The following is a 22,552-nucleotide window of genomic DNA, read 5'->3' as shown; positions in this document are numbered from 1 at the left end:
CGTTACCCTTTTACTATAAATTCATCTAAATTCAATAAAGCATTTGCAACTATTGCCAGGGCTGCTAGCTTATTCTTTTCAACACCCTTTTTATTTTTAGCTATTTCAGGCAATTCTGTATCTCTCTTTTCATTTTTAAAATGATTCTCAGCATCAATAAAAAGTTCTTTCAGTAGCACTAGTTTTTCACTACTTATAGTTCTTCCCATTACTTTAAAATAACCATATTTTATTTGATTATCAATATTTAAATCGGCCTTAGACATTTGTTCTGCTAAAGTATTTGAAGCTTCGAAAAAAGTTTCATCATTCAATAGATTTAAAGCTTGTAACGGTGTGTTTGTTCTTATACGACGAGAAGCACATATCGACCGGTCTGGACTATCAAATGTTATCATTTCATTTGGTGGCGTAACCCGTTTCCATAAAGTATACAACGACCGACGGTATTTAGCAGAATCTCCTTTTATAGCCCAATCTGGCACACCCGTCCATCCACCGTCAACACTATTATTTACAACACTAGGGCCGCCTATTAATGGATTTAACAATCCGCTTACTGTCAATACTTGATCACGTATCTGTTCCGCTGATAGCCGCGTACGAAATCCTCTGGCTAACCATTGATTACGAGAATCCTTTTCTATTTTTTCAACATCGGCATCAGAAGATTGTTTGTATGTAGCTGAAAGTACTATTTCTCGAAGTAAAGGTTTAACCTGCCATTTATGTTCGGTTTGAAAACGAACGGCCATCCAATCCAATAATTTTGGATGGGTGGGTTTTTCGCCTTGCGTTCCAAATTCCTCCATAGATTCCACTAAACCAAATCCGAAAAGTTGTTCCCAAAATCGGTTTACAGCTACCCTTGCTGTTAGTGGATTCTTATTGCTCATCATCCACTTCGCGAAAGCCAAACGGTCTTTAGGTTCTTCCACTTCTTTATACCCATAAATATTTGGGATTCCCCGTTGTACTTCTTTTCCTAGGTTCAACCAACTACCTCGTTCAAATAAATGCGTTTTGCGCTTTTCATCTTCAGGTAATTCTTGAATTATTGGGGTTGATGTAAAAGGAATTTCTGCAAGTCTCTTCAGTTTTTGATTGAAAGTATCGCTATATAAATTCATTCGTGGATCACTTTCGTAAAACCTCATTTTATCTAAATAAAAGAGATGCCCATCATATCTATCTCCCTTGTAGAATTTTAAATAAACATCATGTCTACCTATAACCTCTTCAATAGCCACTTTAAATTCTTTGATATTTTCTTTATTCTCAATTACATTTTTACCATTACCCGTTTTTGTTATTTTGGCCTCCCCTATCTTTCTTCCTTTTAATGAATCTAAATGAATTGAAATGTCACCGGCATAATCTATAATTGCAGAAGCAAAAAAACCAACTTCTTTAATACGTTCTAAATCTAGCTGATCATATTTCACCCACGAACTGTCTTGAACTTGCCATAAATATTTTAAACTTTCATCTAATTCTATAAAAGGACTCGATTCATAATAAGACTCAGCCTCGTGCATTCGATACCCCAATCGTTTTAATACGGCTTCCTTCTCACTAAACAAGTACGCAGTTTTTTGCGAGCTATCTTCAGGTAATAATTCTGAATCAATATATCCTAGAAGTGATTCTACTTCTTTTTTGTTTTTTTCTGAATATGTAAAAAGTTTAGGTTCCTCAAAATAAGAGTCGTTGTCTTTTGCATTATTAAAAAATGCCATAGATTGATAAAACTCATCATGCCGAAATGGATCGTATGGGTGACTGTGACATTGTACGCAAGACATTGTAGTCCCTTGCCAAACTTCATAGGTTGTAGCAACCCGCTCAACTACAGCAGCAATTCGGAATTCTTCATTATCAGTACCGCCTTCATCATTGGCTAATGTATTCCTATGGAAAGCTGTTGCAATTAACTGCTGTTCCGTAGGGTTTTCTAATAGATCACCAGCCAATTGTTCTATAGAAAATTGATCATACGGCATATCGCTGTTAAAAGCGTTAATAACATAATCTCTATATTTCCAGATTTCACGATTAGAATCTTTTTCATAACCTTTAGAATCAGCATACCGCGCTAAATCCATCCATAAACTAGCCCATCGTTCACCAAAATGAGGAGAGTGCAGAATTTTATCTACTTCATTTTCATAAGCATCTACAGAGCTATTATTCAAAAAGGCTTCAACTTCCTCTGAAGTCGGAGGTATTCCTATTAAATCTAGATAAAGTCTTCTTAGTAATGTTGCTTTATCGGCTTCTTCTGAAGGGCTCAGATCATGTTCCAGCATTTTAGCAAAAACAAATTGGTCTATCTTACCTTTTGCCCAAGACAAACTATCGATTTCTGCCGCTTTTATATCCAATTTTGGAGGAATGTATGCCCAATGTTTTTCCCAATTCGCGCCTTGGTCAATCCATTCTGCTAATACATCAATTTCTTCTTGAGATAACGCTGGAGCATTAAAAGGCATTCGTAACTCAGGATCTTCATGTACAAGACGCTTGTAAAATTCACTTTTTGAATGATTGCCGCGCACGATTGCAGGAGAACCCGATTGTGTTTCTCCAAAAGCATCTTCTTCGAAAAGCAAACTAAATTGACCACTAGCCTTAACGCCACCGTGACATCTTAAACATTTACTGTTTAATATAGGTCTAACATCACTATTAAAACTTATTTTATCTTCTGAATTTTGACAAGAACATAGTATGACAATAAACAGCAGGGAGAGGTATTTGTTCATTAAGCGTATTAGTTTCTAATAAATTTATTAAGCAGTTGCCTTAATTTATGAAGGAATATTTAATATTTCGCATTTTGGTTATTATAATAATAACGATTATAAAAATATAAACATTATTCTATTAACACTAAAATATAATTATTGTTACGATTATGTGCTAATTCTTTCTAATTGTAAAATAAGGATAGTTATTATTTTATTGCCGAAATTAGTAACGTTGATTTTTTCGAATACGAATTCTTTAAATTTGTTGCATGAACAATACCATATCTATTCGTGTTGCTGATTTTTTAAAACGCTTTCCTCCTTTTAATGCTATTAGCAAATCGGATTTAGAAACGCTGGCAGCAAAAGTTTCTATTGTTTATCGCGACAAAGGCAGTGTTGTATTTGAAACTGATGAAACACCACATGAATGTTTTTACGTGGTACATAAAGGTGCCGTTACCTTAAAGAACAAAGAAAAGGACACCTTGTTAGATATGTGTGACGAGGGAGATATTTTTGGCTTACGTCCATTAATTGCTAACGAAAACTATAAAATGGATGCTTATGCTTTAGAAGAAAGTATTCTCTATGCAATTCCTTTAGTCGCCTTTCGTCCGTATTCACTGAATTATCAAGATGTGGGTAATTTTCTTTTAGAAAGTTTTGCATCTAATACCAGAAACCCATATTCCATAAAACAAAAAGGACAGCTGGTAAGTGAACGAGAAACAGAAAACAATGAAGTGTCTGGTAATGTTATGTTCGATTTGCAACAAGTTACCTATTCTAAAAAAATAGTATGCTGTACAAAATCGACAACTATAAAATCTATTGCAGAAAGAATGACCAAAAAAAGGGTCGGAGCCATGTTGGTCTTAGAGCGTAAATTACCGATTGGAATTATAACAGATAAAGACATTCGCAATAAAGTGGCTACAGGGATATTACCAATTACCGCAAAGGCCACTTCGATAATGAGCTCTCCGGTTATTACCTACCCAGATACTATGACCGTTTCTCAAGCTCAAATGGCTATGATGAAAAGTAATATTAGCCATCTATGCCTTACCGAAGATGGAACGGTTAACACTCCTGTTGTTGGTATTCTTTCTAAGCATGATTTAATGCTGACGTTAGGTAATAACCCTGCTGTATTAATGAAAGCAATTAAAAGGGCGCGTAAGGTTAAAAAAATAAAACTTATTCGAAACGGTATAATGAATTTGCTTCAAGGATATTTAGATCAGAATATTCCTATGACATTAACATCGCGTATTATTTCTGAACTCAATGATGCCTGTGTTAAACAAGTAATTAAACTTTCATTAAAACGAATGAGTATGCCACCACCTGTTAAATTCTCATGGCTAAGCATGGGTAGCCAAGGTAGAAGTGAGCAATTACTACATACGGATCAAGACAATGCTCTTATTTTTGAGGATGTACCGGAATCAGAGCTGGCTGAAACAAGTAAATACTTTGTAAAATTAGCTCAAATCATTACGAAAGGATTAATGAAGATAGGCTATGAATATTGCCCTGCAGAAATGATGGGTTCTAATCCTAAATGGTGTTTAAGTCTATCGCAATGGAAGACTTCTGTCTCACATTGGATTTCTTATCCTGGTCCTGAAGAAGTTCTATTGTCTTCTATATTTTTTGATTACAATTTAGTTTATGGTGAAAAGGAATTAGCTGATGAACTAACCGAACATATTTTTAAAGAGACTTCAACATATCCAGTATTCTTTAGACATTTGGCAAGTGGAGCATTGCAAAACCCTTCCCCTTCTGGGTTTTTTAGATCATTTTTAGTTGAGGACGATGGCGCTCATAAAGATTTCTTTGATTTAAAACGTAGAGCTTTAATGCCGTTAGTAGATGGTGCACGTGTACTTATTCTATCACATCAAATAAAATCTATTAACAATACTGCAGAAAGGTTTGAGCGTTTAGCCGAATTAGAACCCAATAGTCAAGAATTGTTTTTAGCCTGTTCTTATGCGACTAAGGCTCTTCTAAAATTTAGAACCAAACAGGGTTTACTTCATAATGACTCTGGTCGTTTTATTGCTTTAGACACGCTCAGTAAGGAGGAAAAAATTAAACTTAAACGTACCTTTAAAACTATAAAAGAGCTACAAGAGCTTATTAAGGTGCGTTTTATGGTGGCAAATCTTCTGGGCTAATGGGATTATTTAAAAAAAAGAAGAAAATTCATCTGCCTGATTTTTGGCATGATTACGAAAATACTTTCAATCAAAAACTACCGGATGATATCGATGAAATTCGTTTTGTTGTCCTCGATACTGAAACAACTGGATTTGATTATGATAACGACCGAATTCTGAGTATTGGTGCTTTATCTTTAAAAAATAGCATAATCGTAGTTCAAGATAGTTTTGAGGTTTATTTAGACCAATATTTCTATCATGCCGATAATGTTGAAATTCATGGCATTTTAAGGGATGAACGCAAGAATTGTATTTCTGAAATAGAAGCATTACAACAATTCTTAAAATTTTTAGGAAATTCTGTAATTGTGGCGCACCATGCTGGTTTCGATTTGAAGATGCTGAACTGTGCCTTGGAACGTTATGGTCTCCCCAAACTATTAAATAAGGTCTTAGACACTTCTTATTTGTACAAAAAAACGCTAATCTATTCTCCTTTATTAACTCGTAAAGAACAGTATTCGCTAGATGAATTAGCCGAAAAATTTGATATTGCTAAAAAAGATCGGCATACCGCATTAGGTGATAGCTATATAACGGCCATCGCATTTTTGAAAATATTAGAAAAGCTAAAAAAGAAAGCAAAGTTCAACCTAAAAAAAATGATGCGATAAGTAACTAAAACTTATTTATTCATATAATCAAGCACATTATTCTCTATTCGTTCTTGAATATTGGAAATATCAGCTTTCACAAAATTTTCACCCGTTATATTTTCATATAACTCAATATAGCGTTCAGAAACTGACGTAATATATTCATCAGTCATCTCTGGTACTTTTTGTCCTTCTAGACCTTGAAAATTGTTCTTAATTAACCATTGTCGAACAAATTCTTTCGACAATTGCTTTTGTGACTCTCCTTTGTCTTGTCGTTCTTGATATCCATCAGCATAAAAATATCGAGAAGAATCGGGTGTATGAATTTCGTCAATCAAAACAATTTTACCTTCAGAAGTTTTACCAAATTCATACTTCGTATCGACTAAAATTAAGCCTCTAGATGCTGCAATTTCGGTTCCTCTTTCGAATAAAGCTTCGGTATATTTTTCAAGGATACTATAATCTTCTTCCGATACTATGTTTCTATCAAGAATATCTGCTCTAGAAATATCTTCATCGTGGTCACCCATTTCCGCTTTTGTAGCGGGAGTAATAATAGGGGTTGGAAATTTATCATTTTCCTTCATCCCTTCTGGCATGGGCACTCCACACAATATTCGCTTACCAGCCTTGTACTCACGTGCTGCATGACCAGATAAATAACCTCTAATTACCATTTCAACCTTAAAAGGTTCACAAGCATGCCCTATAGCCACATTTGGATCAGGGGTTGCAATTAACCAATTGGGTACAATATCTGCTGTTGCAGCCATCATTTTTGTTGCTATCTGATTTAATATTTGGCCTTTGTATGGAATTCCTTTTGGCATTACAACATCAAACGCAGACAAGCGATCGGTTGCAACCATCAATAGAATGTTGTCCGCTAAAGTATAAACCTCTCTAACTTTTCCTTTGTAGATATTTTTTTGACCCGGGAAATTGAAATTTGTATCGGTAATTGTATTGCCCATTTTTCAGGATTGCTTTAAATTTAATTTTCGTGTTCTATACTTTTATAGGCTGTAATCACCTGTTTCACTAGTTTATGGCGAATAACATCTTTATCATCTAGATAAATGATTTCTATTCCCTCAATATTTTTCAATACCAAAATTGCTTCTTTTAACCCAGAAATAACTCTTCTCGGTAAATCTATTTGTCCTGGATCACCCGTAATCAAGAATTTAGCATTCTTTCCCATTCTGGTTAAGAACATCTTCATCTGAGCATGTGTTGTATTCTGTGCTTCGTCAAGAATTACAAATGCATTATCTAAAGTGCGCCCTCGCATAAAAGCCATGGGAGCAATTTGAATGGTACCATTATCGATGTAATGAACCAATTTCTCAGACGGTATCATATCTCGTAAGGCATCATATAAAGGCTGCATGTAAGGATCTAACTTCTCTTTTAAATCACCAGGTAAAAAACCTAAATTTTCACCAGCTTCAACCGCAGGCCTAGTTAAGATAATACGTTTTACTTGCTTCTCTTTCAGAGCCTTAACAGCTAGCGCTACTCCTGTATAGGTTTTACCCGTACCAGCTGGGCCAATAGCAAAAACCATATCGTTTCTCTTGGCGGCGTCAACTAATTTACGCTGATTTACTGTACGCGCTTTTATCAGCTTACCACTAACGCCATGTACTAATGTTTCTCCGCTATTGTCAGGAGATTCATAATCTTCCTTACCATCGCTTGTTAGAATACGCTCGATTACATTTTCGTCCATCTTGTTATATTTAGACACATGCTCCATAAGCATAGAAAAACGTTTATCGAACTCTTCTAAAAGCTCTTGGTCTCCAAAAACTTTTATTTTACTTCCGCGTGCTACAATTTTGAGTTTTGGAAAATATTTTTTTAATAAGTTGATGTTTTCGTTTCCCTGACCAAAGAAGTCTCTTGGGTTAATTTCGGTAAGTTCTAATTCTAGTTCGTTCAAAGATTGTGGTGTTTTGAATTATTGAAAAAGATAAATTTCGGAAGGCTGTTTTTTTGTTATAATTTTGTAGAACAAATTTAAGTAAAAATTTAGTCTGACCATCGATAAACATATCAACATTGCGGTATGGCAATTATTACATTAACTACAGATTTCGGATTAAAAGATCATTTTGTTGGCGCTGTCAAGGGCTCTATCTATAAAGAATTGCCTGAAGTGACAATTGTTGATATTTCGCATTCAATAGGTCCTTTTAATATTCAAGAATGTGCTTACATCCTACAGAATTCTTATAAAAATTTTCCTGAGGGCACAGTGCACATTATTGGTGTTGACGCGGAACCTACCCCCGAAACTAGGCATATAGCTGTTTTAATGGATGGTCATTATTTTATTTGTGCCGATAATGGAATAATTGGACTTCTTAATTCTGAAGCACCACCGACAAAGGTCGTAGAAATTGCTATACATAATTCGGATGCTAGCGCTTTCCCAACTAATGAAGTTTTTGTACGTGTTGCTTGTCATATTGCTCGTGGTGGAACACTAGAAGTAGTTGGTAAACCTTATAATGATTTGCATGAAGTACGAGATTTAGCCCCAAGTGTTTCTGACGGAGGTAATAAAATATCGGGAGTGGTTTTATATATCGACAACTATGGTAATGTAGTTACAAACATACATAAGAACTTTTTTGAAGCGTACAGAAAAGGACGTGATTTTGAGATTCAAGCTAGAACAAAAGTACTTACTAAAATTCATCAGAAGTACAGCGATATAATTGACTTTAACCTAGAAAAAAGTAAACGAAAAGGTCCTGGTGAATTGTTGGCTTTATACAACTCTGCCAATTATATAGAAATAGCCATTTACAAAAGCAACCCTAAAGCGGGCGGTAGTGCAAATTCGTTGTTAGGTTTGGATTACCTCGATTCAATAACAATTAACTTTAAGTAATGTTGGTTCGAATCGTCAAACTAACTTTTGAAGAAAATCGTATTAATGAGTTTTTGAAGATTTTCGAACCACATAGAACACATATTAAGGACTTTGAAGGCTTCAATTATTTAGAGTTATATCAAGATAAAGAAAACCCTCAAATTTTCTTTACGCATAGTCATTGGGATGATGAAAAAGCATTAAATAAGTATCGAAATTCTGATTACTTTAGAACAATATGGTCCAAAACAAAAGTTCTTTTTGCTGACAAGCCGGAAGCTTGGAGTCTTAATATAGTATAATTTTAATTGCTATTATCTTTTTAGTTTAAGTTAATGTAATGATTGAATTTACTGAGCGCTATAGTCGTCTAAATTCAGATTATTCAAGTACAACTTATAAACATTCATGAAAATGTTTTCTAAATGAAACACATTATTCCCTCTAAATGATCAATGCAAAGGTTAGCATAGCATTAATAAACACGGTTAATTCGAATGGTTTGCAAATGATTTCAATAGCTTAAAACACAACACATTTATAATGAAACAACACGAATCCTATGTTAATAAGTTTGTTTCCTCAAAAAGTACATTTCAAATATCTTTGTGAGATTAGCTAGGAAGAGTTTTATCTTTCTAAAGTCCCATTAAATTTAAATTTTCGTAGAAGAAAAAAAGCCAAAAACTAGATCAATCTGATGAAATTTATCGTATCAAGTACTTATTTGCTCAAAGAACTACAAGTTCTAGGAGGCGTTATTAATAATAGTAACACACTGCCAATATTAGACAACTTTTTATTCGCATTGAATAAAAATGAATTGACTGTATCGGCTTCTGATCTTGAAACAACTTTGAGTTCAGTTTTAAATGTAGATTCAGATAATGAAGGCAACATTGCAGTACCTGCTCGTTTGTTATTGGATACATTGAAAACTTTTCCAGAGCAACCACTAACTTTTGTTGTTTCTGATAATAATACTATTGAAATTAGCTCAGAACATGGTAAGTATGCTTTGGCTTATGCAGATGGTGCTGAATTTCCGAAAGCGGTAGAACTTGCTAATCCAAGTACTACAACTATTATGGGTGACATATTGGCTACAGCAATTGATAAAACTATTTTTGCTGCAGGTAATGATGATTTAAGACCCGTAATGAGTGGTGTCTTTTTTCAATTTTCACCAGAGAATTTAACTTTTGTGGCTACAGATGCTCATAAATTAGTAAAATACCAAAGAGAAGATGTTACTTCGTCCGAAGTTGCTGAATTTATTATGCCTAAAAAACCTTTGAATTTATTAAAAGGAATTTTAGCTGGTAGCGAAGATGACGTAACCATAGAGTACAATGATGTTAATGCAAAATTCATCTTTGGTAATACTATTCTAATTTGCAGATTAATTGATGGTAAATATCCAAACTACGAGGCTGTTATACCTAAAGAAAATCCAAATAAATTAACGATTTCTAGAAACCAGTTTTTAAGCTCGGTTCGTAGAGTTGCTATATTTTCAAATAAAACAACACACCAGATTCGACTTAAAATTGCTGGCGCAGAATTAAATATTTCTGCCGAAGATTTAGATTATAGTAATAAAGCCGAAGAGCGTCTTACATGTGCCTATCAAGGAGATGATATGCAAATAGGTTTTAATTCTAGATTTCTTACTGAAATGTTGAATAACCTTAATGCCGATGAAGTATCTGTAGAAATGAGTCTCCCGAATAGAGCGGGAATCTTAACTCCTGCAGATGGACTAGATGAAGGTGAAATAGTAACTATGCTTGTGATGCCAGTGATGTTGAATAGCTAGTTATAAAAAAATAATAGTACTAAAAAATCCGTCTTGGTAGAAACCGAGACGGATTTTTTTATGCTATTTCCTAAGTTCTATTACACAAACTTCATACTAAAAGGATAATGTGGTTCTTCGCCATTACTAGCTTTTATTGCATTTACAATTGGGAAGATAAAATATAGAATTCCCAATATTATAAATCCTAATAAACCTAATCCAAATAATAATATTAATGGAATACATATAAGCACATATATGAACATGCTAATTCTAAAATTGATTATAGATTTTCCATTTTCGTCCATACCCAAAACTGAATCTTTTTGAGTTAACCATATTACTAATGGTACTATAAGACCTCCTATTCCTGTTACAAAATCTAGTAACTGACTTAAATGAGTAACGGCTAATAAACTTTTATTTTCTCTTTTCATGATTTGTGTTTTAAAGATTGATGTGCTAATAAGACGAGCAAATCACCAAAATGTTACAACACAAACCTGTGAAAATTTTTCTTATTGCTTATTCACTAGTTTGGTTAACTTCTCTTTGTCTTTAGCAATTTTCACTTTAGACTTCTCAATTTTGATATTCATCTTTTTAATATCTTCAGGCGAAAGCTTTCCTTTTTGTCTGCCTTTTGCCATTTTTACATTGAGCTTGTCAATTTTACTCTCTTCCTTAGCTATGCTCTTCTTTTTTGATGAAATAGCATCTGCTAATTTCTCCTTTTTCTTAACTGCTTTTTCCGCCTTTTTCTGTGCTTTTTCTGCTTTCTTTTGTGCCTTTTCCGCTTGAGCAACCTCTTTCTCTGCTTTCTTTTGTGCTTTTTCTTGAGCTTCTATTTTTTCAATTTTCGCTTTTTCAGCCTCTAAATCCAGTGCTTGTTGTGCAATGCTATCTTGAACAACCATTGTAGAGTCAACTTCCTGAGCATTAGCAGATACCACTAAAATAAATGCTAAAAAAATAAATAATTTTTTCATGGGAAACAATTTAAATGTCTAAGTTAATTTTCGGTAAAAGTAGTTATTAATAACATATGAAGTAATTTCAACAACTTCAATTTAACAATCAAAATAGTTTGTTCGATTCGAAATACTCTATCTGCTTTGGTTTACCTTTTGTAGTTATAGCAGCAATAAAACCATCAGCAGGGACGAAAGAGTGAAGTTGCCAATTTTGTTTCGATTCTTGTGCACCATTTATTGATGTGAAACTTGCTTTTTCATCATTATCAATAGTAACCGAAAACGATTTTAAAGGATAAGAAAGTCCTTCTCCTACTGCTTTAATAAAAGATTCTTTACGCGTCCAGCCTCTATAAAAAGCTCTGTATAGTTCTGGTCCTTTATTCTCAGATAGTGCATTAATTTCATCATTAGAGAAAACATTATTTGCAAGTTCTATCGGATCAAAATCATTTTTAATTTTTTCAATATCAACTCCTATGGTTTGTTGCTTGGCAAAGCCAATAATAATTCGGTTTCCTGAATGCGATACATTGAAGTCCAGTTCAGTATTTCCGAGATAAGTTGGTTTATCATATTCCGAATAATCGAAAACAATCTCTTTTGGCTTAATTTCGAGATAGCTACTAATTAAGGTTCTTAACAAATATCTTGCAGTTATATAAACTGCCCTATCTTTTTCAAAACGATATTTACTTGCTCGTGAAAGCTCATCAGCGGAAAGGATTTCGGATAATTCTTTCAATTTATCTGATTGGTCAAACGCTTTAATTGACCAGATATGAATAATTCCTTGTGAAATTTGTAAGTTGCTAATCGACATTAATTAGATTTAATTAATCAATTATAGCTTCATCTATTTTTTCAGAAACAAATTGAATATCTGGTTTTTCAAACAAGGTTCTATGATTTCCTTTCGTATAAAACAATTCAAGATTACCTTTTGATGAAAGTTCTTTCCAAGAATCAATCGTTACTTTTTGTAGCGATTCGTGCGGCTTCTCCGTCAAAATTAGGGATACTTTTCCAGAATGTTCTTTCCAATCATATGCCAGACAAATTTTTCTCAAATTACCTTTTAAATTTTCAAGTTCTTTCTGATTCTCATCACCAAACATCTTTACCCAAATCGGTGAAATTCTCCAAAACCTATCGATAAAAAAGGTTTTTATACTCGATATAGGTTTCTTAAAGAATCTTATAAAAAAGGATAAAGTACGAGCTTTTAACCGACCTGGTATATTTAAAGTCCATGGAGCGGCCATTGTATCCATAACAATTACATTAACCTCTTCATTATCCTTGCTTAGTTGTAATGCCATTTCATTACCAACAGTAGCGCTAAAGCAATATACAAGTACATTGTAGGGCCCATTGGGCTGTACTGTTCGCATAGCATTAATATACTCCGTTGTCATTTCCTCTATGGAATTATGCATACTCCTTTGACTTCCGTCTAATCCAGAAGGTTGTAATGCATATATTGGTCTACCTATTTGTAAATAATCCTTTAAAAGATTGTAAAAGAAAACATGCCCTCCACCTGAATGCACACAAAAAAGCGGTTTTTTAGCACCCTCTTTTCTAATAGACACCAAGTAATCAAATGTAATTTCCTTATTAACTTTCTCAGTAATATCAAGACTTAAACTGGCAATGGTTTGATGTTCAAATAATTGATTGGGCGAAATAGTCAGTCCATTTTTTCGTGCCCTAGCTATTATCTGTATACTAAGTATAGAGTCCCCTCCTATTTCAAAGAAATTATCATTTACATCAATAGGCGAAAAACCAAGTACTTCCTCCCAAATCTTAATCAATGCTTGTTCCGTCTCAGAAGTACTTGCTTTTGAAATAATGGTCTTGTTTGTTCTTTGAATAACATTAAGGCTATTTAATTTATTCCTATCAATCTTGCCATTTGGTAACTTTGGAAATTCTTCTACTAAAATAATTGAAGAAGGTACCATATATTCAGGCAAACTCATCTTAAGATGTTTTTTTAACGCTTCAGATTCGAAATTATCTGAACCCTGAACATAAGCCACAAGATGCTGCCTTCCTGAAGCTATTACCTCTGCTTCAGAAGATTGTAATGCCTGATCAATTTTTAGCAAAAATAATTTCTTTGCTTTATCGCTCAAGCCATCAATTCTATCCTTTATTTCCGTTGGTATCATTTTATGGCTTTAACTACTACTATTGTTTCTGCCCACCAAGTATCTTTTATATCATTTGGGAGCTGAAGGTTTACTTTTTGTATTTGAAAGGATGAAAAATGTTTAAAAAGTTCTCGCTGATGTTCTCTACTTAATGAATCTACTTCATTTGAAAAATATGAAAATGCACCTCCAGGTTTTAAATGTGCTGAAGCGGAAGAAAAAAAGTGTGCTGCAAAGGTGATACTCTCATTTACATATTTCATATACTCTTCTTCATTGAGCGGATAGGTATGAAAAAAAATTCCATCAAAAGTACCAACCGAATCAATGGTATCCTGCCATAAACCCTTGACCATTTGGATATCCTTTTCAGGGTACCGCAGTTTCCAATCATTATACCTTTCTATAACGGCATCATTACATTCCATTATTATATGAGTATTAACATCAAATGCTTGAATCATATCAGATGCTACTCCCCTTCCAAAACCTAATTCTAAGATATCACCTCCCTTTTCGCATACTACCTTGGCCATTGTTTCCATTACAGGAAATTGCCAATCTTCCATTATCTCTTGATCTGTAAGTGTTGCTTGCGTTCTATCGTTAAAATCACTCACTGTTTCCCCTGCAACAAACTTTTTAGTTTGCTTATCAAGAGCAAGCAAATCTGCTGAAAACTCTTTAATAGCCCTGTTTACAACCGCATTTCGTTGCATATCCCGTGGTGGCCGTATAAAATATTCATCGCTGATATTAAGACTTATCTCGAATTCATTTGATCTTCTTATTCTTTTCATACTAAACTAACTATAGTTGTTATTCCAACCGGTTATTTACATAATCTTGTTCTTCTTCGCTCAAATACTCAATAGATTCTAAAATGTCATTTAAAGCACCTAAACCGATACGATTTTCTATGAGTTCTATAAGTGAGTTAGTATCCATAGCAGAAATACTTGTTGTATCTGGTATTTCTTTCTTTAATATAACAATAGCTTTATTTACTGTTTTATGATTGATAATTGCCTTTTGCACTTCATCAATTTCGACCCGAAATCCGCGAATTTTTATTTGCTCATCTTTTCGCCCCAAAAACTCAATATTTCCGTCGGAATTATATCTCCCCAAATCACCAGTTTTGTATAGTTTGGTTTCATATTCCTTATCGAAGGGATTATCAACATAAGCGCCTTCAGATAATTCAGGTCTATTTAAATACTTCCCTGACAAACTAGGACCACCAATGAAAATCTCACCCGTAGCTCCATAAGGCAATAATCCTAAACTCTCATCTAGAATATAAATGCTAGCGCTAGCTACTGGTTTTCCAATTGGAATTAACGATGGAATATTACTTTTGTCAATCTTATAAGCAATGCACCAAACGGTAGCTTCTGTTGGTCCATATTCATTATATAAATTTGTATTGGGAAGTTTTTCAAAATGTTTAGTGCATAGATTCGCTGCACATGATTCACCCGCAACTATAACTGTTTTAAGTCCTATAAGTTTGTTTAATTCTGCATGATCCAATAACATTGAATATAACGATGAAAGCATTAAAGTATGACTCACTTCATTACTTTTGATTACCTCCGTCAATTTGGCTAAATCTTGTTCCAAACGTTTTTCGGAAATCACCAAATTTCCGCCAGTACAAAGTGTCCAAAATATACCTGCTTTCGAACTATCAAAAGATATAGAAGACATTAATAAAAAAGCATCCGGATTGGTATCATAAAATTCTTTTCTACCAAGTGTAGAATTTATAATGTTACCATGCGAAATTGGTACACCTTTAGGCTTACCCGAACTACCGGAAGTATAAATTACATAGGCCGTATTATCACTGTTTACAATAGGTAATTCAATCTCAAACTCCTCAGCATTCGTCACCACTTTACTGATGTCCAATACTTTAGAGTCAAATTCAGTCATTTCTGCTAATGTGCTTGCATTACTTACTGTTGCTAATACATTTGCATCTGATAACATAAAATCAATTCTTTCTCTGGGATAGGTTGGGTCTAATGGCAAATAGGCACATCCTGCTTTTAGGATTCCCAACAATCCTACTATCATATCTGTTGAACGTTGTATACATAATCCAATAATTTCGTTTTTACCCTTTGTAATTTCTAAAATATTTTTGGCTACAAGATTTGATCGTGTAATTAGTTCTTGATAGGTAATTGATTCCGAACCAAAGGTTACTGCTTTCTTGTTGAGATTAGACATAGCAATATCCGTGATTATATCATGAATTCCTTTATTTGGAATTTCTACAGATAATAAATTGGATTCTTTTTGCAGAAAAACTTCCTTTTCAAAAGAAGTAAGCATTGGAATAGCTGATATTTTCTTATTTGGGTTTTCGACAATTGCTTGTAGTAATAAACTAAAATGGGCTTGTAACCTTTCAATTGTAACCTCGTTAAAAAGATCAGATGAATACTCAAAAATTGAAGTCAACGAATTGTTTTCTTCAGCAATATAAAGGGTCAAATCAAACTTAGCCACCTGTGTATCAAAAACCTCTTGTGTAAACTCTAAATCACTTCCAAAATCAGGCGATTTCGGTACTGAATGATATAAGAACATCACATTAAAAAACGGGTTCATGTTTGCAACTCGATCTGGTTTAATTGCTTTTACCAAATCTTCAAAAGCAACATCTTTGTTCGCAAAAGCCTCTAATGTAGTTTTTCGAACAATCTTCACTAAATCTACAAATGAAGTGTTCTCGTCAAATTTGGTTCGTAAAACAACAGTATCATTAAAAAAACCTATTAAATCTTCCAAAGACTTATGGTCTCTATTCGAAATAGGTGTTCCAATTAATATATCCTTTTGGTTGGTATATCTATATAATAGTACATAGTAAACAGATAATAAAAGCACATAAGGGGTTGTCTCCAATTTGTTGGACAAGTCCAAAACGGATTTCGATAGTGATGAAGAAAATGTTTGTTTTTTAAATGCTCCTTTATACGATGCTATTATTGGCCTTTTATAATCTTTTGGCAATTCTAAAATTGGAATTTCACCTTCTAGTTTTTTAAGCCAATAATCCATTTGCTTTTGATCAACAACTTTATTTCGTTGCCAAGAAGCGTAATCATGATATTGAATTTCAAGTGAATTTACTTTTACATCAATACCAGCATCTAGCGCTGTATAATGGTTAGCTAGTAGGTTTCTGAAAATACCCATTGACCATTTATCGGTAGCAATATGATGTATATTGAGTAATAAAATATACTTCTCTGGTGTCAATTTATAAAGAGAAAATCGAATAACAGGGCCATTTAGCAAATCAAAAGGTCTTGCCGAATCAACTAATAATACTTTATCAATTTGCTGTTGATTCTCAACTTCTACACTTAAATCGTATTCCGATATATGCAGTTTTTCTTTAGCACCTACTTTGGCCACAGGCAAACCATCTATCATCTTATAGGTAGTGCGCAAAATATCATGAGCATCATAAATTTTTTGTAAAGAATTATATAGGCTTTCAAGATTTAGTTTCCCATTAAAACGATAAGCTTCGGAATAGTTGTAAAATGGATTTTCAGGATGTAATTGTTGTAATAACCATAGTCGTTGTTGTCCATGAGATAATACCAATGGCGCACCCCCAACTACCTTTTCAATTTTTTGAAGAGGAACTTCTTGTTGTTTTAATTTCCATTGACTCAATAATGAGTTTTTCTTTTTCTCTTCCAATTTTCAGGGGAATTAATGTTATATCGATTATCGTAAACCAAGAAACTGAGCAATTTTAAAGCCTTTTCTTCGAATGAAATCTTCAACTAAAAGATTGACATCAAAGGCTCTTTCTATAAACCAATAAAGCGATATTATAATTAAAAGGATTGATCCGTATACCAATATCTTCGGATACAACTTCAATTTTCTTAAAAAGTATAATATTGGAAAAATCATTAAAATGATTACTAGTTGTCCTAATTCAACTCCAATATTGAAACCAAGGAGTGATAAAGTCAAAAATTCAGAAGTTAAACCAAGGTCTGCCAATACACTTGCAAATCCGAAACCATGAAATAATCCAAAAACAAAAGCAATTACCCAATCTTTTCCTTTAAATATTGGACGAATATTATGGTAAGCCGCTAATCCTATAGATAAGGCAATTATAGATTCAACAAATCTAGATGGTAAATTTATTATTTCAAGCGAGGCTAAACTCAACGTAATCGTATGTGCGAGTGTAAAAAACGTTACAACTTTTACTATGTATAAAAAAGCTGGCTTAAAACGCTCAACCGGAAACCAATCCCATGTTATAAAACCCGTTTTTTTAACAATTGCCTGATTATTGTTTGCTTTGGCAAAACGAGGATCGCTCCAACGGCGTACCACAGATGGTAAGATTAATGCTAGTAAAAATAAAATATGATCTAGTCCAATCCAGATATGCCAAACACCTTGTTGTATCATTGCTACAAATCCATTCCATGCCGAATTCTCTGTTAACGAAAGTGTTTCATTTGTATCATCAGGGGTAAAACTTAAAGAAATTCTGGCTTCATTATTTATTATACCTGCCTTCCAATTATATTCAATAAGTAAGAAGCCTCTATGGGTATCGTCCTTATCAAAAACACCACTATAATCTACTTCCAAATTATCTGGAACTTCTAAAGAATTTTCCAATTTGAAACGCATTAACGCATAAGTACCAAATCCAACATCGCCAATATCCGGTTCAAGAAAAGTAATTTTATGATTTCCGTAGATAGAATTAAAAGAAGAATGTTCGAGTAGATAATTTTTCAATTTATCAAAATACGGCTCTAGTTCTTCGAAAGTTGCTTTTTTTTCAAATTTTGTATTGAATATTTTATTTATATCCACATAATTGATCTCAAATCGACCATCAATTCCTTCTTTTTCATATACTCTAAGATATATGTAACTCTGATTAGGTGCATGGGCACTTGAAAAAAGGGGTGTAAAAAGCAGAAATAAAACTAAAAAACGTAAAAATTTTGCCATTTAATAATTGTTGAATTAATTAATTTTCTAAAAATAAATAGGTTATGGATGATTTAAGGCGTTGTAATAAAAGCAATTATTTCTTATTTCAACTAAATATCCGACGAAATGAAAAAATAAAAGCCATCAACCTAAAGATAATATGTTTTAACGAATTTTTTAACAAAAAGTAGGGTTTAAGGCTCTAAAGTTGTTACTTTATAATCAAAAAGGTGCTTTAAATTACAATTCACTAATTGACTATGAAAAGAAATCTACGTAAGACTTTAGTCTTATCGGGGGACAATGTAAATGCAATTGTAGACCGTTTTGGACTCAACAACTTAATGGATCGTTTGATAGATGAACTCAATCAAGCAATTACAGTGTTTGATATTGATAATACTAAAATCCCTATCCGTTCTGGCTTTAATTATGACAATGATAATCCAGGACTTGTGGAATGGATGCCCCTTTATAAAAAAGATGAGGAGGTTGTAATAAAGGTTGTAGGATATCACCCTAAAAATCCTATCAAACATTCATTACCTACGATATTATCTACTATTTCTTCTTATGACACCGCAACTGGCCACCTTAAAGGTCTTGTTGATGGCGTATTATTAACCGCTTTAAGAACAGGAGCAACCTCAGCGGTTGCTAGTAAATATTTAGCACAGCCCGATAGTTCGGTTTTAGGTTTAATAGGTTGTGGAGCACAATCTATTACTCAATTACATGCATTATCAAGAGTATTTGACCTTAAAAAAGTACTTATTTATGATGTTGATTCAAAGGCTACTGCATCTTTTAGAGATAGGTCGGAAATGTTAGATCTTTCGATCGAAATTATAGAATCTTCTCTTGAGCAAATCATGAAGCGAAGTGATATTGTTTGCACCGCAACATCTATTGATGTTGGCGAAGGTCCACTTTTTAATAACCTAGAATTAAAGCCAAATATCCATATTAACGCAGTAGGTTCCGATTTTCCAGGAAAAACTGAACTCCCTTTGAATTTGCTTAAAAACAGTATAGTGGTGCCAGATTTTTTAAAGCAAGCTGTGGTTGAGGGAGAATGTCAACAACTAGATGCCAATGATATTGGTCCAGATCTTATTGATTTGATTCAAAATCAGAAGAATTATGAATCAGTTAAAAAAACTACCACAGTATTCGATTCAACCGGATGGGCTCTAGAAGACCAAGTGGTTATGGACCTATTCTTAGAATTAGCAATTGAATTTGAAATTGGCTTAGAACTGGATATAGAAAACACTTCAGCAGATGCTAAAAACCCTTATCATTATTTTTTAAAGAAAATAGAAGTCTAATATTTTTACTTATCTATTTTCATATTTACATTTCCATTTAATTTAGAAGTGTATCTTAATATAACAATTGATATTACGTATGGATTTCTCTTGGAACGAACAACAACTGGATTATAAAGAGCGGACTATAAAATTTGCTCAAAATGAGTTGTGTTCAAATGTTCTAAATGCCGATAAAGAATCTCAGTTTTCAACTAAAGATTGGAAAAAATGTGTTGCGTACGGAATTCAAAAAATGGCATCGATAAAACCTTATGGTGGCGCAGCTGATAAAATAGACTTATTGTCGGCTACATTGGCAATGGAAGCAATGGGCTATGGTTGTAAAGATAATGGGTTGCCTTTCGCATTGAATGCGCAAATGTGGACTGTTCAAATGCCAATAGTGCAATTTGGAAGTGAACCACAAAAAGAAAAGTATTTGAAAGGAATGGCTACTGGTAAGTTAATTGGTTGTCATGGATTAACAGAAGAAAATGCAGGGTCCGATGTTTTTAGTATGCAAACCACGGCCACCAAAGTGGATGGAGGTTATATTCTTAACGGAAAGAAATGTTATATCACACTTGGTCCAATAGCCGATGTTGCCGTTATTTTTGCATCAACAAATCTTAAGGTTGGAAAATGGGGAATTACTGGTTTTATTATAGAAAAAGATATGAAGGGCTTTACGCAAAGCTCGAATAAAGAAAAAATGGGTATGCGTACAGTTCCATTTGGAGACTTAATTTTCAATAATTGTTTTGTGCCTGATGAGAATAGACTTGGTAAAGAAGGTGCTGGTTGGGCTATTACCACACATACTCTGGAATATGATAGATGCTGCATTCTCGCTAGTCAACTTGGGGCCATGGAAAGGCAATTAGAAGAAAGTATTGCATTTGTTAAACAAAGAAAACAATTTGGCAAATCTATAGGAGAATTTCAATCGGTAAGTAACCGAATTGCAGATATGAAACTTAGGTTAGAAACTTCGCGTTTATTATTGTATCAAGTGGCTTGGTTAAAAAATCAAGATAAACCGGCTATGATGGAAGCCGCCCTTTTAAAATTACAGCTTAGTGAGAGTTTTGTAACATCTAGTCTAGATGCCATGCGAAATAGTGGTGGTCGTGCTTATATAAGTGAGAATGAAATAGAACGTAACTTAAGAGATGCCGTAGGAAGTATACTTTACGCCGGAACATCTGACATACAAAGAAATATAATAGCAAATTTACTTGGACTTTAACTAAATCATGATAAATATACTCCCCCATATAATTAATTCTGCCTCAAAAGCATTTCCTGAAAAGGAGGCATTTATTTATGGAAATGAGTCTTTAACATATTTAGATTTCGATAATAAAACAGATAAGCTTGCAGCTTACTTAATTTCGCAAGGAGTACAAAAAGGTGACCGAATAGGTGTATATCTTTTTAGAAGTATAGAAACACCCGTAGCCATTTATGGTATAATGAAAGCAGGTGCCGTTTTTGTTCCAATAGATCCCGAGTTACCTGTTGCCCGAATTAGCTTCATACTCAATGATTGTAATATTAATTATGTTGTTACAAATCCGAATTTACGTAAAAAACATCCTAAAATTCTTGAGTTAAAAAACCCTTTAAAAGGCTTTATTGGGGTGGAATTGGAAAGTGAATTTACTTCGATTTCTTGGGCAGCGCTATTTAATTCATCAATCGAACAATATACAGAAGTTTCAATAAATGAGGATGACCTTGCTTATATCATGTACACCTCTGGTTCAACAGGTTTTCCTAAAGGCATTATGCACACGCATAAAAGTGGTTTAAGTTATGCAAGGTTATCTGTAAATCTTTTTGATATTGATGAAAATGACAGATTAGCTAGTCATGCAGCTTTACATTTCGACATTTCTACATTGGGTTATTTAGCTGGACCTTTAGCAAAAGCTTCTACAGTCATTATATCAGAAGCTCATACTAAAATGGCTCCTAGTCTTGCGGCTTTAATTGAAAAGGGAAAAATTACAATTTGGTATTCTGTACCATTGGCAATTGTGCAATTGTTGCAGCATAATGCATTAAATGATAAAAATTTAGATTCGCTTCGCTTAGTACTCTTCGGAGGTGAGGTATTTGCAAATAAATATTTAAGTCAAATAATGAGTTTATGTCCAAATACGCATTTTTATAACATTTACGGGCCTGCAGAAGTAAATCAATGTACTAGTTACAAAGTAAATACTCCTCCCACAGATGGAACAATTGTACCTATTGGTACTGTCTGGGGCGAAACGGAATATCTAATTTTGGATGAAAAAGGCAACTTAAATATTGATGGAGATTATGGTGAATTAGCGATACATTCTTCAACAATGATGAAAGGTTATTGGAATAATCAAACCTTAACCAATAAGTCTACGTATGTAGCCATAGAAGGTGAAAAAGAAAAAATATATTTTAAAACTGGTGACTTAGTTAAAAAAAATGAAAGCGGAGACTTTTTATTTTTAGGAAGGAACGACAGACAGGTTAAAATTAGAGGTTATCGCATTGAAATAGATGAAATTGAAGCAGCTCTTTTAAAACACAAAAATATTATCGAAGCGGCTGTAGTTGTTCTTCAAAAGAATGAGAATGAAAAAGAAATAATGGCAGCAATAATTGTAAATAATGAACAAGATATTAGCCTTAAAGAAATAAAAACACATTGCCATAATTATTTACCTAGCTATGCGGTACCGGAAAGTATTGAATTTATGCCTGACTTTCCGAGAACAGGATCAGGCAAAATTGATAGAATCCAAATTGTGAATACTTATACAAATGCTTAA

The 22,552-nt window shown here is 33.5% G+C and carries 18 protein-coding genes; 8 read left to right on the top strand and 10 right to left on the bottom strand.

What is annotated here, in order from left to right:
* Positions 1–2: 2 nt before the first annotated feature.
* Positions 3–2,765 carry a DUF1553 domain-containing protein gene (locus UH7x_RS16520; protein ID WP_482361026.1) on the bottom strand — a complete coding sequence of 921 codons (2,763 nt, stop codon included), beginning with the start codon at positions 2,763–2,765 and terminating at the stop codon, positions 3–5.
* 254 nt (positions 2,766–3,019) lie between these two features.
* Between UH7x_RS16520 and UH7x_RS16515 the strand changes: the two genes are divergently transcribed.
* Together UH7x_RS16515 and UH7x_RS16510 are read left to right on the top strand one after the other, a co-directional pair.
* Positions 3,020–4,942, top strand: coding sequence for a DUF294 nucleotidyltransferase-like domain-containing protein (locus UH7x_RS16515; RefSeq protein ID WP_482361025.1), 1,923 nt, complete (start codon positions 3,020–3,022; stop codon positions 4,940–4,942).
* Positions 4,942–5,601, top strand: coding sequence for a 3'-5' exonuclease (locus UH7x_RS16510; protein WP_482361024.1), 660 nt, complete (start codon positions 4,942–4,944; stop codon positions 5,599–5,601). Before UH7x_RS16515 ends, UH7x_RS16510 begins: the two co-directional genes overlap by 1 nt.
* A gap of 11 nt (positions 5,602–5,612) precedes the next feature.
* Here UH7x_RS16510 and UH7x_RS16505 read toward each other — a convergent pair whose 3' ends face one another.
* Both UH7x_RS16505 and UH7x_RS16500 read right to left on the bottom strand, forming a co-directional pair.
* Complete coding sequence (locus UH7x_RS16505; RefSeq protein WP_482361023.1) at positions 5,613–6,563, bottom strand: phosphoribosylaminoimidazolesuccinocarboxamide synthase; 951 nt, start codon at positions 6,561–6,563, stop codon at positions 5,613–5,615.
* Positions 6,564–6,583: 20 nt separating this feature from the next.
* Complete coding sequence (locus UH7x_RS16500; protein ID WP_482361022.1) at positions 6,584–7,537, bottom strand: PhoH family protein; 954 nt, start codon at positions 7,535–7,537, stop codon at positions 6,584–6,586.
* A 126-nt stretch (positions 7,538–7,663) separates the two neighbouring features.
* On the opposite strand from UH7x_RS16500, the gene UH7x_RS16495 reads away from it, so the two are divergent.
* The 3 genes from UH7x_RS16495 (at position 7,664) to dnaN (ending at position 10,295) form a co-directional block, all read left to right on the top strand.
* Positions 7,664–8,494, top strand: coding sequence for an SAM hydrolase/SAM-dependent halogenase family protein (locus UH7x_RS16495; RefSeq protein WP_482361021.1), 831 nt, complete (start codon positions 7,664–7,666; stop codon positions 8,492–8,494).
* Positions 8,494–8,778: a putative quinol monooxygenase gene (locus tag UH7x_RS16490; protein ID WP_482361020.1), complete on the top strand. Its 285-nt coding sequence runs from the start codon at positions 8,494–8,496 to the stop codon at positions 8,776–8,778. The genes UH7x_RS16495 and UH7x_RS16490 overlap by 1 nt, the downstream gene beginning before the upstream one ends.
* 398 nt (positions 8,779–9,176) lie before the next feature.
* Positions 9,177–10,295 (top strand): DNA polymerase III subunit beta, encoded by a 1,119-nt coding sequence (dnaN, locus tag UH7x_RS16485; protein ID WP_482361019.1) that lies wholly within the window; start codon positions 9,177–9,179, stop codon positions 10,293–10,295.
* Positions 10,296–10,375: 80 nt separating this feature from the next.
* On the opposite strand, the gene UH7x_RS16480 is transcribed toward dnaN, so the two are convergent.
* The 7 genes from UH7x_RS16480 to UH7x_RS16450 all read right to left on the bottom strand — a co-directional run bounded on the left by UH7x_RS16480 (position 10,376) and on the right by UH7x_RS16450 (position 18,438).
* Complete coding sequence (locus UH7x_RS16480; RefSeq protein WP_153754361.1) at positions 10,376–10,714, bottom strand: DUF4870 domain-containing protein; 339 nt, start codon at positions 10,712–10,714, stop codon at positions 10,376–10,378.
* Between the two features lie 81 nt (positions 10,715–10,795).
* Positions 10,796–11,266 carry a hypothetical protein gene (locus UH7x_RS16475; protein ID WP_482361018.1) on the bottom strand — a complete coding sequence of 157 codons (471 nt, stop codon included), beginning with the start codon at positions 11,264–11,266 and terminating at the stop codon, positions 10,796–10,798.
* A gap of 88 nt (positions 11,267–11,354) precedes the next feature.
* Entirely contained in the window at positions 11,355–12,074 is a 720-nt protein-coding gene (locus tag UH7x_RS16470) for a 4'-phosphopantetheinyl transferase family protein (RefSeq protein WP_482361017.1), read from the bottom strand.
* Between the two features lie 13 nt (positions 12,075–12,087).
* Positions 12,088–13,431, bottom strand: coding sequence for a thioesterase domain-containing protein (locus UH7x_RS16465; protein WP_482361016.1), 1,344 nt, complete (start codon positions 13,429–13,431; stop codon positions 12,088–12,090).
* A complete protein-coding gene (locus tag UH7x_RS16460) occupies positions 13,428–14,213 on the bottom strand; it encodes a class I SAM-dependent methyltransferase (protein WP_482361015.1) in 786 nt (261 codons plus the stop codon). The genes UH7x_RS16465 and UH7x_RS16460 overlap by 4 nt, the downstream gene beginning before the upstream one ends.
* A gap of 19 nt (positions 14,214–14,232) precedes the next feature.
* Positions 14,233–17,145 carry a non-ribosomal peptide synthetase gene (locus tag UH7x_RS16455; protein ID WP_482361014.1) on the bottom strand — a complete coding sequence of 971 codons (2,913 nt, stop codon included), beginning with the start codon at positions 17,143–17,145 and terminating at the stop codon, positions 14,233–14,235.
* A gap of 27 nt (positions 17,146–17,172) precedes the next feature.
* The gene (locus UH7x_RS16450; protein WP_482361013.1) at positions 17,173–18,438 is read right to left on the bottom strand and encodes a HupE/UreJ family protein; all 1,266 of its coding nucleotides are present in this window, start codon (positions 18,436–18,438) and stop codon (positions 17,173–17,175) included.
* A 242-nt stretch (positions 18,439–18,680) separates the two neighbouring features.
* On the opposite strand from UH7x_RS16450, the gene UH7x_RS16445 reads away from it, so the two are divergent.
* The 3 genes from UH7x_RS16445 (at position 18,681) to UH7x_RS16435 (ending at position 22,552) form a co-directional block, all read left to right on the top strand.
* Complete coding sequence (locus UH7x_RS16445) at positions 18,681–19,751, top strand: ornithine cyclodeaminase family protein (protein ID WP_482361012.1); 1,071 nt, start codon at positions 18,681–18,683, stop codon at positions 19,749–19,751.
* Positions 19,752–19,830: 79 nt separating this feature from the next.
* The gene (locus tag UH7x_RS16440) at positions 19,831–20,982 is read left to right on the top strand and encodes an acyl-CoA dehydrogenase family protein (RefSeq protein WP_482361011.1); all 1,152 of its coding nucleotides are present in this window, start codon (positions 19,831–19,833) and stop codon (positions 20,980–20,982) included.
* A 7-nt stretch (positions 20,983–20,989) separates the two neighbouring features.
* Entirely contained in the window at positions 20,990–22,552 is a 1,563-nt protein-coding gene (locus UH7x_RS16435) for an amino acid adenylation domain-containing protein (protein WP_482361010.1), read from the top strand.

This window comes from Aurantibacter sp. UH7, from assembly GCF_056839165.1.
Note: the sequence above shows the minus strand (reverse complement) of the source record. Positions and strands in the feature narration are given on the sequence as shown.